Raw genomic sequence first — 13,455 nt, 5'->3', positions numbered from 1 at the left:
TAAATTTGGCATTTGACAAGTGCACGCTGTTGAGTTCTCAAAGATCGGACGCACCCGCGTTCTGGCCTCTCAGCCGTCGCCGCAGGGCAACTTCTCTATCTTACACATCCCGACCCGCTTGTCAAACCGCCTCAGCGGGGCACGAGACCCCACCACGGCCGACAGCACACGGAAGTGGAAGAAACCCATCCTAGACCGAAACCGGACAGACTCGCCAGGAGCTGATTCGGATGGGGTGGTCCGCTGCTTGAGGGGAGCCAGGCCTTCCGGCCTTCCGCTCTACCCTTTGGGGCGAACAACAATTACTTTACGTGGCACCGACGCACGCGTCGAATCCACCCCGCATCCCGGGCGTGTCGCACCGCCGATCCGCGTGAATACGCGGAAGCGTCGCCCTCCCACCGCGCTAGCGTTGATCGCATGAGTCAAGAACGATGGGTGTGGGGCGTCGGCCTCGCGACGACCGCAGATGACGGAACCGTGCTCGACACGTGGTTCCCCTCCCCCAGCGCCGGACGGATCCCCCTGGGATTCGACCCCAAGATGCCGCCGGACGAGTTGGACCGCCTGGCTGTCGCCGACCCGCGACGTGCCGTCTCCGTCGACGTCGTCACCCTCGAGGCGGACCTCGACGCGGCGCCGACCTCCACCTCCGACGCGTACCTGCGCCTGCACGCGCTGTCCCACCGGCTCGTCCGCCCCAACGAGGTGAACCTGGACGGCATCTTCTCCCACCTCCCGAACGTGGCGTGGACGAACGCCGGCCCGATGCATCCCGATGCGCTCACCCGGCTCCGCCCCTTCCTCGCGCGCGACGGCATCCAGGTGCAGGGCCTGGACAAGTTCCCGCGTCTGCTGGACTACGTCACCCCGTCGGGCGTGCGGATCGCCGACGCCTCCCGTGTGCGGCTGGGCGCATACCTGTCTCCCGGCACGACCGTGATGCACGAGGGGTTCGTGAACTTCAACGCCGGCACCCTGGGTCAGAGCATGGTCGAGGGTCGTATCTCGCAGGGCGTCGTCATCGGCGACGGCAGCGACATCGGCGGCGGGGCATCCATCATGGGAACGCTGTCCGGCGGCGGCACGCTCAAGGTGTCCATCGGCGCACGCACGCTGCTGGGGGCGAACGCGGGTGTCGGGATCTCGCTGGGAGACGACTGCGTCGTCGAGGCCGGCCTCTACGTCACGGCCGGCACGAAGATCGTCCTCGCGGACGAGACCCCGCGCGCGGACGGCTCGTTCCCGACCGCCAAGGGCGCAGAGCTCTCCGGCCGTGACGGACTGCTCTTCCGCCGCAACTCGCTCTCCGGCGCGGTGGAGGCGGTGCGCCGCGCCGGCGTGGGCGTGACGCTCAATGAGGCGCTGCACGCGTAGCGCGCTGCCCTCGCCGCCCCGGCACTGACGCCGCGGCGCCCCCCGGTGCCATAATGTGCGCGTCAGATCGTGACGCAAAGGGGGGCGGCACGTGGATGAACGCGACGTCGAGCACGTGGATGCCCTCGTGGTGGGCAGTGGTTTCGGCGGATCCGTGGCGGCCTACCGCCTCGCCGAGGGCGGCAGGTCGGTGGTCGTCATGGAGCGCGGACGGCCGTATCCGCCGGGCTCGTTCGCGCGCACGCCGAGCGAATTCGGCGCCAACTTCTGGTCGCCGTCCGACGCGCTCTACGGTCTGTTCGAGACGTGGAGCTTCCGTGGCCTGGAGGGGGTGGTGTCCAGCGGTCTCGGCGGCGGCTCGCTGATCTACGCGAACGTCCTCCTGCGCAAGGACCCCGAATGGTTCGTGCACGATTCCCCGCTCCCCGGCGGCGGGTACGAGAACTGGCCCATCTCGCGGGAGGACCTCGACCCGCACTACGACAGCGTCGAGGCGATGCTGGGGGCGAACCCGTATCCGTACACCGACACGGCCAAGACGGTGGCGTTCGAGCAGGCGGCCCGACGTGCCGGCCTTCCCACCTTCCGTCCGCCGCTGGCGGTGTCGTTCGCGCCCGAGCGTGAAGGGCGCCCGTCGATCGGGCTCGTGCCGACACCGGCGTACGGCAGCATTCACGGCTCCGAGCGCTTCACCTGCATGCTGTGCGGGGAGTGCGACATCGGCTGCAACTACGGCGCCAAGAACACCCTCGATCACACCTACCTCTCCGCGGCGGCCCATGCCGGCGCCGACATCCGTGCGCTCCACGAGGTCAAGGGATTCCACCGCCGCGACGGAGCGTGGGAGGTGCGCTATCGCGTGCACGACGCGGATGCCGCGACCGCGGAGGACAGGATCATCTCCGCGACCTCGTTGATCCTCGCCGCGGGGACCTTCGGGTCCACCTACCTGCTGCTGAAGAATCGGGCCTCCCTCCCCGGCCTCAGCACCGCGCTGGGAACCCGCTTCTGCGGGAACGGGGACCTGCTGGGCTTCCTGTTCAACGCCCGCGAGAGCATCGATCGCACCGCCAAGGCACGATCGCTGGTCAGCAGCCGCGGCGCGGTCATCACGAGCGCCGTCCGCGTGGGCGATCGCGTCGACGGCGACGACACCGATGCGGACGGGCGCGGCTACTACGTGCAGGATGCCGGCTACCCCGGCTTCCTCAACTGGCTGATGGAGCTGAGCCAGCTGCGGTCGGTGATCTCCCGCAGCACCCGCGTGGCCGCCCGCATGCTGGCCTCGCGGCTGTTCGGCGACGGGCGGTCCAACGTCTCGCGCGACCTCGCGGCGGCGATCGGCAAGGTCTCGCTCTCGTCCTCATCCATGCCCGTGCTCGGCATGGGGCGCGACCTGCCCGACGGGATGATGTACCTCGAGGAGGGTCGCCTGCAGATCGACTGGACAACGGCCACCTCGATGGAGTACTTCGACCGCATGCGGAACACGATGGCCCGCATCGCCGACGAGCTGGGCGCCGAGTACGCCGACAACCCGCTGTGGTGGGCCAAGCGGGTCATCACCGTGCACCCGCTCGGCGGCGCGCCGATGGGGCGGAATCCCTACGAGGGCGTGGTCGACGAATGGGGCCGCGCCTTCGGCGTCGACGACCTCTGGGTGCTGGACGGCGCCTCGATGCCCGGTCCGGTCGGGCCGAACCCCGCGCTCACGATCGCCGCCTTCGCCGATCGAGCCATCGAGCATGCGCTCGAGGCTCCCGCTCCGCGGCGCCACCGACGACCCCGGACCGGTTCCGGCGGCGAGAGGAGACACGCCATGCAGGACGCGCCCCGTCCCGGTCCCGACGCCAGGAAGGTCCGCTTCACCGAGCAGATGAAGGGATTCGTCGCCCTCGGGGCGCGCGACCCGCACGACGCCTACGAGGATGCCCGCATCCTCGACGAGAAGTTCATGTTCGAGCTGACGATCGAGACCTCCGACATCGATGCCTTCGTCGCCGACCCCTCACACGCCGGGACGGCATCGGGATACGTCGATGCGGACATCCTCGGAGGTCGCGTGCCCGTCGACCGCGGGTGGTTCCACCTCTTCGTCCGACCCGATGACGGGGCGGACCGGCGCATGGTCTACCGTCTGTGGATCACCCCCGACTCCGGTGCGCCCTTCACGGTCCTCGGGATCAAGGAGGTGCGGGACGATCCGGGCTTCGACCTGTGGGACGACACGACGACGCTGTACGTGCAGCTGCTCACCGGGCACGTCCCGCCTCCCGACGTGGGAGAGCTCGGGAAGCTGCATCCCACGGGCGACGAGCTCGTCGCGGGGGCGGGGCTGCTCCGCATCAAGCCGCTCGACTTCGCCCGGCAGATGACGACGTTCCGCGCGACCGGCGAGGACGGCGCCGCCGCGATCAGCGCGTTCGGATCGGTCTTCCTCGGGCAGCTGTGGGACGCCTACGCCGGGCTGGCCGTCAAGGGGGCGTGACCGCATGGCGACGAAAGCGGACCCGGCGCCGTGGCGGTACGTGCGCCGCGGGGCGCGCGGGCACGACACGGAGCTCATCCCGTTCCCGGCGGACGACGGGGTTCCGCTGCTGATGCTCCACCTCACCCGCCCCGGTGCGGAGACTCCCCGCGGACCGGTGATGCTCGTCCACGGCGCCGGCGTGCGCGCCGAGATCTTCCGGCCGCCGCTGGAGCGGACGCTCGTCGACGCGCTGCTCGACGACGGCTTCGACGTCTGGCTCCTCAACTGGCGTGCGTCGATCGACCTGCGGCCGGTGGCCTGGACGCTCGACGACGCCGCCGCGTACGACTACCCGGCGGCGGTGCGCCTGATCCGGCAGCGGACCGGCCACCAGACCATGAAGGCGTTCGTGCACTGCCAGGGGTCGACGTCGTTCATGATCGCCGCGATCTCGGGCCTCGTCCCGGAGGTGACGACGGTCGTCACCAACGCGGTGTCGCTGCACACGGTCCTGCCCCGCTGGTCGACCATGAAGATCCAGGTGCTCTCGCCGATGGTGCGTCGCATCAGCCCCACGCTCTCGCCGAAGTGGGGCTACAAGACGGAGGGGCCCTTCTCGCGAGTGCTGCGCTCGGTCGTCACGGCCACGCACCCGGAATGCGACAGCCCCGTGTGCGCGATGGTGAGCTTCACCTACGGCGCGGGCCATCCGGCGCTCTGGGCGCACCGCAACATCGACCGAGCCACACACGACTGGATCACGGGCGAGTTCGCCGGCTCGCCGATGACGTTCTTCGCTCAGATGCGCGACAGCGTGCGCGCCGGGCATCTCGTCCCGACGGGGGATGTGCCGGAGGTGGTGCCGGATCTCCTGGCCCGTCCGCAGACCGACGCGCGGTTCGTCTTCCTCGCGGGAGCGGACAACCGCTGCTTCCTCCCGCTCGGCCAGCGGCTCTCGTTCGCGCACTTCGAGGCGTTCGCCCCCGGCAGGCACACCCACCACGAGTTCCCGGGCTACGGGCACCTCGACGTGATCTTCGGCGCCGACGCGTGGCGCGACACCCACCCGGTCATCGTGGACGAGCTCCGACGCTAGGCGAAGGACCTCGGCAGAAGCCGTCGGGTCAGGACAGGCCGGGGTAGCTGCGCTCGGATGCGCCGACGTAGAGCTGCTGCGGGCGGCCGATCTTCCCCTGCGGATCGTTCGCCGCCTCGCGCCACTGCGCGAGCCAGCCGGGCAGACGCCCGATGGCGAACAGCACCGTGAACATGCGTGTCGGGAAGCCCATCGCCTTGTAGATCACGCCGGTGTAGAAGTCCACGTTCGGGTACAGCCGCCGGTCCTGGAAGTACGCGTCGTTGAGCGCGATCTCCTCCAGCTCCTTCGCGAGGTCCAACAGCGGGTCGCTGACGCCGAGCGCCGAGAGGACCTCGTCGGCCGACTCCTTGACGAGCTTCGCGCGCGGGTCGTAGTTCTTGTACACGCGGTGGCCGAAGCCCATCAGCTTGACGCCGTCCTCCTTGTTCTTCACCCGCTCGACGAAGCGCTGCACGCTCTCGCCCGAGTCGCGAATGCGCGCCAGCATGTCGAGCACCGCCTCGTTGGCGCCGCCGTGCAGCGGGCCGTAGAGGGCGTTGATGCCGGCGGAGATCGACGAGAACTGGTTGGCGCCCGTCGAACCGACCAGGCGCACCGTGGAGGTGGAGGCGTTCTGCTCGTGGTCCTCGTGGAGGATCAGCAGGCGCTCCAGCGCGCGCGACATGACCGGGTCGACCTGGTAGACCTCGGAGAGCACGCCGAAGTTCAGCTTCAGGAAGTTGTCGACGAAGCCGAGCGAGTTGTCGGGGTACAGGAACGCCTGCCCGATGCTCTTCTTGTGCGCGTACGCGGCGATCACCGGCAGCTTCGCCAGCATGCGGATCGTGTTGAGCTCGACGTGCTCGGGGTTGTTCGGATCGGACTGGTGCTCGTAGTACGTCGACAGGGCCGACACCGCCGACGACAGCACCGACATGGGGTGCGCCGTGTGCGGCAGGGCTGAGAAGAAGCGCTTGAGATCCTCGTGCAGCAGCGTGTGGCGACGGATCTTCTCGTCGAACTCGCCCAGCTCGTCGGCGGTCGGCAGCTCGCCGTAGATCAGCAGCCACGCGACCTCGAGGTACGTGCTGTTCTTCGCCAGCTGCTCGATCGGGTAGCCGCGGTAGCGCAGCACGCCCTGGTCGCCGTCGATGTAGGTGATCGCCGACTTGGTGGCCGCGGTGTTGACGAACCCGTAGTCGAGCGCCGTGTAGCCGGTCTGGCGGGTGAGGGTCGAGACATCCACGCTCGGCGTGCCGTCCGTGCCCCGCAGCAGCGGGAACTCTGCGGTCTTGTCACCGATCGTGAGGGTGGCCTTCTCCTGCTGGGTGCCCGCTTCGCTCACGGCGCCTCCTCGCGATTGTCGTCGTACGGGGGGTTTCGTCCACTCCGGCGCGACGCCGTGACGTCGTCTGCGTGAGGACTTCGGGAGCGGGACGGGGGATGCCGCGTCGCCGCGTTCCTACAGCCTAGTGCGCCGCTGCGCCTACTGCTGACACAGCCAAACGGACGAGGCATCCGATGGAGGAATCCTCACGACCCGTCTGCGGATGCGGCGCGCAGGCGCTCGGCCGCCCGGAAGATGCCGTCGTCGGTCGCCGTCAGCGACAGCCTGATGTGCTCCGGATGGTGCGTGCCGTAGAAGTGCCCGGGCCCCGCCAGGATCCCGAGGTCTGCGAGCCGGCCGAGGCTCTCCCATCCGTCGCGGCCCTCCGTCGCCCAGAGATACAGGCCCGCTTCGCTCCCGTCGATCCGGAACCCGGCCGCCTCGACCGCAGGACGCAGCACCTCCCGGCGGCGGCGGTACAGCTCCTTCTGGGCGGCGACGTGCGCGTCGTCTTCGAGAGCGGCGACCATCGCCGACTGCACGGGCGCCGGCAGCATCAGGCCGAGGTGCTTGCGCGCGGTCAGCAGGCGCGCGACGATCGCCGGATCTCCGGCGAGGAAGGCCGCGCGGTAGCCGGCGAGATTGGACTGCTTGCTCAGCGAGTACACCGACAGGATGCCGCCGACGCCGTCGGTGACGCGGGGGTCCAGCGCTGAGGGCACCGGCTCGGAATCCCACGGCGCATCCCAGCCGAGCTCCGCGTAGCACTCGTCCGAGGCGAGCACGGCGCCGAGCTGTCGCGCGCGTGCCGCCGCGCGCCGCAGGGCGGCGGCATCCAGGACCCGCCCGTCCGGGTTGCCCGGCGAGTTCACCCACACGAGCCGCGTGCCCTCCGGCCACTCCGCCGGGTCGTCGGACGCCAGGGGCGTCGCGCCGACCAGCCGCGCGCCGACCTCATAGGTCGGGTACGCGGCGCCGGGATGCACGACGATGTCGCCGGGGCCGAGTCCGAGCAGCAGCGGCAGCAGGGCCACGAGTTCCTTGGAGCCGACCGTCGGAAGCACGTGCGCCGGCGTCAGCCCCGGCACTCCCCGCCGCCGCTCGAACCACGCCGCGATGGCGGCACGAAGCGCCGGCGTTCCGACGGTCTGCGGGTACGCGTGCGCGTCGGTGGCCGCCCGCAGCGCGTTCGCCACGACGGCGGGCGTCGCGTCGACGGGCGAGCCGATCGAGAGGTCGACGATGCCGTCGGGGTGGGAGCGGGCGCGCGCCGCATACGGGGCGACGGCATCCCAGGGGTAGTCGGCGAGGTCGGCGACCCCCACGTCAGTGTTCCTGCGGCGGGAGGGCCTCGATGATCGGGTGGTCCTTGTGGATCACGCCCACCTTGGCGGCGCCGCCCGGCGAGCCGATGTCGTCGAAGAACTCGACGTTGGCCTTGTAGTAGTCCTGCCACTCGTCCGGGAGGTCGTCCTCGTAGTAGATGGCCTCGACCGGGCAGACCGGCTCGCAGGCGCCGCAGTCCACGCATTCGTCGGGGTGGATGTACAGCGAGCGCTCGCCCTCGTAGATGCAGTCCACGGGACACTCGTCGATGCAGGCGCGGTCCTTGACGTCCACGCAGGGAAGGGCGATCACGTACGTCACGGTGCCAGTCTAGCCGCGGCCCTCGGGCCTGAGCGGCGGGACGCCGATCAGGCGGTGCGATCGGATGCCGCGACGGCGGGCACGCGCGTCTGCGGCCAGGCGATCACGATCGCGGAGACCAGCGGCACGAGGATCGTCCACGCCACGCCGGGATTGAATGCGCCGTCCGCCTCCTGCGGCACCACGACGGAGCCGCCGGGCCCGGCACCGGAGAAGACCAGCGTGGCGACCATGGCGCCCAGTGCGGTCGCCAGCGTCGCCCAGCGGTCGCTCGTGAGCAGCCGGACCGCCACGAGCAGCGCGGTCACCCCGACGAGTGCGAGCACCAGCCCGAGGGGGAACCAGCCGAGCCGGAACCCCTGGGCCACGGTGCCGGCCACGCCGTAGAAGGCGCCGATGACGAACGCCACGACCCAGGCGCCGATGCGCGACCAGAACGAACCCACGTCTCGAGTCTAGGCGGCGGGACCACGCGACGACCGCCCGGCTCAGGCCGCCCAGCCCCACAGCCGCAGGAGCGCGGCCACGAGCGCGGCCGCGATGACGACGACGAGGAACGGCGCCCGCAGCACCAGCAGACCGGCCGCGACCAGCAGCGCGGGCACCCGGGCGTCGACGACCACCGCCTGGCCGGCGCCCAGTGTCTGCACGGCGACGAGCGCTGCCAGCAGTGCGACGGTGAGCAGATCTGCGATCCGCATGGGTCGCGGCGCCGCCACCCACCGGGGCGGGATCAGGTATCCGACCGTCTTCAGCGCCACGCAGACGATGGCTGCCACGAGCACGGCGGTCCACATGGTCACGGCAGTCCCTCCCACGGCTCCTGAGCCCGCCGCTGTGCGGCGTCCTCGGGTTCGGCGCCGTCCGCCGCGTCGTCGGCGCCCAGCCAGTTCGACCAGCCGACGACGATGGCCACGGCGGCGGCGATGATGACCGGCATCCCCGGCATCAGCACCGGGGTCAGCACCGTCGCCACGACCGCGGCGGCGACACCGACCACGATGGGCTGGCGGGCGCGAAGCCGCGGCCACAGCAGGGCGAGGAACGCCGCCGCTGCCGCCGCATCCAGCCCATAGGCGCGGGGATCGCCCAGCACGTCGCCGAGCAGGGCGCCGGCGAGGGTCGAGAGGTTCCAGCCGATGTAGATGCCGATGCCCGTGACCCAGAAGCCCAGCGTGCGCGCGCGATGCGACGACTGCGCGAGCGACACCGCCGTGGACTCGTCGATCGTGAACTGCGCTGCGGCGGCGCGTCGCCAGAATCCCGGGCCGATGACCGGTGACATGCGGATGCCGTAGGCGACGTTGCGCACGCCGAGCAGCCCGGCGGACGCGATGGCGGCGGGCGCGGCGGCGACTCCCCCGGCGCCGACGATGCCGGCGAAGGCGAACTGCGATCCGCCGGTGAACATCACGAGGCTGAGGATGCACGTCTGCCAGACGTCCAGGCCGGACGCGACCGCCAGTGCGCCGAACGAGATCCCGTAGGCGCTCGTCGCCAGGGCGACCCCGAGCGCCTCGCGCACCGCCCGCCTCGCCTCTCCGGCGCTGTGCACGTCGTCGAAGTGAGGGTCGTGGGTCACCTCGTCATGGTAACCAGGGCGCCGGACGTCGCGGCGGTCCGCTCTGCGACGAGTGGCCCACCCGCCGCGGCATCCGTTCGCCCGTCTCTTACGCGTTGGCGTCCTGCCGCTTGAGACGCGCGGCGGCGCGGCCGCGCTCGGTGGCGTCGAGGACGACCTTGCGGATGCGCACCTTCTCGGGCGTGACCTCGACGCACTCGTCATCGCGGGCGAACTCGAGGCTCTCCTCGAGCGACAGCTGGCGCGGCGGCGTCATCGACTCGAACGCGTCGGCCGTCGAGGAGCGCATGTTCGTGAGCTTCTTCTCCTTGGTGATGTTCACGTCCATGTCGTCGGCGCGCGAGTTCTCACCGACCACCATGCCCTCGTACACCTCTTCGGTGGGCTGCACGAAGAAGCTCATGCGCTCCTGCAGCGCGATCATCGCGAACGGCGTGACGACGCCCGCACGGTCGGCGACGATCGACCCGTTCTGGCGGGACTGGATGTGCCCGGCCCAGTCGTCGTAGCCATGGGAGATCGCGTTGGCGATACCGGTGCCGCGGGTGGTCGAGAGGAACTCGGTGCGGAAGCCGATGAGACCGCGGGACGGGACGATGAACTCCATGCGCACCCAGCCGGTGCCGTGGTTGGTCATGCTGTCCATGCGGCCCTTGCGCGCCGCCATGAGCTGCGTGATGGCGCCGAGGTACTCCTCCGGCGCGTCGATGGTGAGGTGCTCGAACGGCTCCTTCACCTTGCCGTCCTCCCCCTTGCGCGTGACGACCTGCGGCTTGCCGACGGTGAGCTCGAAGCCCTCGCGGCGCATGTTCTCGACGAGGATCGCCAGCGCGAGCTCGCCGCGGCCCTGCACCTCCCACGCGTCGGGACGGCCGATGTCGACGACCTTGAGCGAGACGTTGCCCACGAGCTCGCGATCGAGGCGGTCCTTGACCATGCGGGCGGTGAGCTTGTGACCCTTCACCTTGCCGACGAGGGGGCTGGTGTTGGTGCCGATGGTCATGGAGATGGCGGGGTCGTCGACGTGGATCTGGGGCAGCGGGCGGACGTCCTCGGGGTCGGCGATCGTCTCGCCGATCGTGATGTCCTCGAAGCCCGCGATCGCGACGATGTCACCGGGTCCGGCGCTTTCGGCGGGGTACCGATCGAGCGCACGGGTCTTCAGCAGCTCGGTGACGCGGGCGTTGCTGGTCGTGCCGTCGTGGCGCACCCACGCGACCGTCTGGCCCTTCTTGAGCGTGCCGTTGAAGACGCGCAGCAGCGCCAGGCGGCCGAGGAAGGGGCTCGAGTCGAGGTTGGTCACCCACGCCTGCAGCGGCGCCTCGTCGTCGTACGACGGAGCGGGAACATGCTCGAGGATCGCCTCGAAGAGCGGCTCGAGGTCGCCGTTGTCGGGAAGCTCGCCGTTGCCGGGACGGTTGTGGGATGCCGCGCCCGCGCGTCCTGACGCGTACACCACGGGCACGTCCAGCAGCGCGTCGACGTCCAGGTCGGGCACGTCCTCGTGGAGGTCCGACGCGAGCCCGAGCAGCAGATCGTGAGCCTCCTCCTCGACCTCGGCGATACGCGCGTCGGGGCGGTCGGTCTTGTTGACCAGCAGGATCACCGGCAGCTTCGCCTCGAGGGCCTTGCGCAGCACGAAGCGGGTCTGCGGCAGCGGCCCTTCACTGGCGTCGACGAGCAGCACGACGCCGTCGACCATCGACAGACCGCGCTCCACCTCGCCGCCGAAGTCGGCGTGGCCGGGGGTGTCGATGACGTTGATCGTCACCGGGACCTCGGTGTGCACGCCGTTGTAGGTGATCGCCGTGTTCTTGGCGAGGATCGTGATGCCCTTCTCGCGCTCGAGGTCGTTCGAGTCCATCGCGCGCTCTTCCATGTGCTCGTGCGAGCCGAACGAGCCGGTCTGGCGGAGCATGGCGTCGACGAGGGTCGTCTTGCCGTGGTCGACGTGGGCGACGATCGCCACGTTGCGGAGGTCCGGACGGAGGGCGCGCGCCATGAGGGAATCCTTGAAAGTGAGGGGAAGAACGAGGTCGGCCCCTGAACGTGTCGAGGGGACCGGCATCCGTCATTCTACCGGTCCGACCAGGACGTCTCCCGCGAACGCCTCCGCGCCGCCCCGGAGGACCGGGACGGCGCGGCGCCGACAGAGGCCGGCCGGGTCAGCTCGCGGCGGGGCCGCTGCGCTCGAGCAGCGCGGCGCGCGCCTCGCGGCGCACCCGCTGCTCCTCGGGGTTCGGCACCGGCACGGCGGCGATGAGGCGCTGCGTGTACGGATCCTTCGCCCCGCGCAGGATCTGGTCGCGGGTGCCCGACTCGACCAGCTTGCCGTGGTGCATCACCGCGATGCGGTGCGCGAGGATGTCGACCACCGCGAGGTCGTGGCTGATGAACAGGCACGCGAACTGCAGCTCCTGCTGCAGCTCCTGCAGGAGGTCCAGGAACCGCGCCTGCACCGACACGTCCAGGGCCGAGGTGGGCTCGTCGGCGACCAGCAGCTCGGGTGCCAGCGCGAGCGCCCGGGCGATGCCCACGCGCTGGCGCTGCCCACCCGAGAGCTCGTGCGGGAAGCGGTTCCGGTACGACGCGGGCAGCTCGACCTGGCTGAGCAGCTCCTCCACGCGCTTGTCGAGGTCGTTGCCCTTCGCGACCCCGGCGAGCAGGATCGGCTCGCCGATGGACTGCCCGATCGGCATACGCGGGTTCAGCGACGATGCGGGGTCCTGGAACACGATGCCCGTCTTGCGGCGGATCGCGAACAGCTCCTTCTGCGTCGCGTGCGAGATGTCGGTGCCGACGGTGGTGAGCTTGCCCTCGGCGATCGGCAGCAGACCGATGGCGGCGCGACCCAGGGTCGTCTTGCCGGAGCCCGACTCGCCCACGAGGCCGACGATCTCGCCGGGATAGATCGCGAGATCGATGTGCTCGGCGGCGCGGAACGCCGGGATGCGGCCGCGCTTGGGGTAGTCGATGGCGACGTCCTCGAACGCGAGCACGGGGGTGCGCGTCTCGATGATCTCCTCGGCCGCTTCGCTGGCGCGCTCGCGGATGTAGGAGACCGACGGCACCGCCGACGTCTCGGTGACGACCTCCGCCGGCCCGGGCTCCGCCTCTTCGAGGACGCCGAGGCCGAGGTGCGGCACCGACGCCAGCAGCTGCTGCGTGTACGGGTGCACCGGGGCGTGGAAGATCTTGTCGACCGTGCCCGACTCGACCACGACGCCGTTCTTCATCACCATGATGCGGTCGGCGAGGTCGGCGACCACGCCCATGTCGTGGGTGATGAGGATGATCGCGGAGTCCAGCCGCTTGTGCAGGTTCCGCAGGAGGTCGAGGACCTCCGCCTGCACGGTCACGTCCAGGGCCGTGGTCGGCTCGTCGGCGATGAGCAGCAGGGGGTCGCACGAGATGGACTGCGCGATCATCGCGCGCTGGCGCTGACCGCCGGAGAGCTGATGGGGGTACTTGTGGAACGACTGCTCCGGCTCGGGCATCTCCACCATGCGCAGCAGCTCCACCGCGCGGTCCCGGGCATCGCTCGGGGCCATGCCGCGATCGTGCGAGCGCAGCGCCTCCATGATCTGGAAGCCGACGGTGTAGACGGGGTTGAGGGCCGTCATCGGCTCCTGGAAGATCACGGCGATCTCGTTGCCGCGGAGGGACCGCAGCGCCGCCTCGTCGAGGCCCCGCAGCTCGCGGCCCAGCAGCTTGATCGATCCCGTGACGCGGGAGTTCTCGGGAAGCAGCCCGAGAAGCGCCATCGAGCTCGTGCTCTTGCCGGAGCCCGACTCGCCGACGATGGCGAGCACCTCGCCGCGGCGGACCTGGTAGTTCATGTCGATGGCTGCCGGGTAGAACTGCCCGTCCACCCAGAACTCGACCCCGAGGTTGTCGACCTCGAGGATCGTCTCCGGAAGGGCTCCTCGCGACGCCGCCGCAGCGGCGTCGATGCCCGTCGTGTCAGTCATTCC

The 13,455-nt window shown here is 70.3% G+C and carries 11 protein-coding genes; 3 read left to right on the top strand and 8 right to left on the bottom strand.

Going from position 1 to position 13,455, the window contains the following annotated elements; genetic code table 11:
• Positions 1-420: 420 nt before the first annotated feature.
• From dapD to ACZBH1_RS13500, 3 genes are all read left to right on the top strand, one after another.
• Positions 421-1,377 (top strand): 2,3,4,5-tetrahydropyridine-2,6-dicarboxylate N-succinyltransferase, encoded by a 957-nt coding sequence (gene dapD / locus ACZBH1_RS13510; protein WP_336396378.1) that lies wholly within the window; start codon positions 421-423, stop codon positions 1,375-1,377.
• Positions 1,378-1,468: 91 nt separating this feature from the next.
• Positions 1,469-3,865, top strand: a complete 2,397-nt coding sequence (locus tag ACZBH1_RS13505; protein ID WP_463646631.1) for a GMC oxidoreductase — start codon at positions 1,469-1,471, stop codon at positions 3,863-3,865.
• A 4-nt stretch (positions 3,866-3,869) separates the two neighbouring features.
• Positions 3,870-4,943: an alpha/beta fold hydrolase gene (locus ACZBH1_RS13500; RefSeq protein ID WP_336396380.1), complete on the top strand. Its 1,074-nt coding sequence runs from the start codon at positions 3,870-3,872 to the stop codon at positions 4,941-4,943.
• A gap of 28 nt (positions 4,944-4,971) precedes the next feature.
• Here the strand turns inward: ACZBH1_RS13500 and ACZBH1_RS13495 are convergent, their stop codons facing one another.
• From ACZBH1_RS13495 to ACZBH1_RS13460, 8 genes are all read right to left on the bottom strand, one after another.
• Positions 4,972-6,270 (bottom strand): citrate synthase, encoded by a 1,299-nt coding sequence (locus tag ACZBH1_RS13495; protein WP_336396381.1) that lies wholly within the window; start codon positions 6,268-6,270, stop codon positions 4,972-4,974.
• Positions 6,271-6,458: 188 nt separating this feature from the next.
• A complete protein-coding gene (gene dapC / locus ACZBH1_RS13490) occupies positions 6,459-7,577 on the bottom strand; it encodes a succinyldiaminopimelate transaminase (RefSeq protein ID WP_463646630.1) in 1,119 nt (372 codons plus the stop codon).
• Position 7,578: 1 nt separating this feature from the next.
• On the bottom strand, positions 7,579-7,899 hold the full coding sequence (gene fdxA / locus ACZBH1_RS13485; RefSeq protein ID WP_336396383.1) for a ferredoxin: 321 nt from the start codon (positions 7,897-7,899) through the stop codon (positions 7,579-7,581).
• A gap of 47 nt (positions 7,900-7,946) precedes the next feature.
• Positions 7,947-8,345, bottom strand: a complete 399-nt coding sequence (locus ACZBH1_RS13480) for a DUF6113 family protein (RefSeq protein ID WP_336396384.1) — start codon at positions 8,343-8,345, stop codon at positions 7,947-7,949.
• A gap of 42 nt (positions 8,346-8,387) precedes the next feature.
• Positions 8,388-8,702 carry an AzlD domain-containing protein gene (locus ACZBH1_RS13475; RefSeq protein ID WP_336396385.1) on the bottom strand — a complete coding sequence of 105 codons (315 nt, stop codon included), beginning with the start codon at positions 8,700-8,702 and terminating at the stop codon, positions 8,388-8,390.
• Complete coding sequence (locus ACZBH1_RS13470) at positions 8,699-9,481, bottom strand: AzlC family ABC transporter permease (RefSeq protein ID WP_336396386.1); 783 nt, start codon at positions 9,479-9,481, stop codon at positions 8,699-8,701. Before ACZBH1_RS13470 ends, ACZBH1_RS13475 begins: the two co-directional genes overlap by 4 nt.
• Positions 9,482-9,569: 88 nt before the next feature.
• Entirely contained in the window at positions 9,570-11,483 is a 1,914-nt protein-coding gene (typA, locus tag ACZBH1_RS13465; protein ID WP_336396387.1) for a translational GTPase TypA, read from the bottom strand.
• A 163-nt stretch (positions 11,484-11,646) separates the two neighbouring features.
• A complete protein-coding gene (locus ACZBH1_RS13460) occupies positions 11,647-13,452 on the bottom strand; it encodes a dipeptide ABC transporter ATP-binding protein (RefSeq protein WP_463646629.1) in 1,806 nt (601 codons plus the stop codon).
• Positions 13,453-13,455: the final 3 nt, after the last annotated feature.

It is taken from the genome of Microbacterium sp. ZXT2-5 (assembly GCF_055329545.1).
Note: the sequence above shows the minus strand (reverse complement) of the source record. Positions and strands in the feature narration are given on the sequence as shown.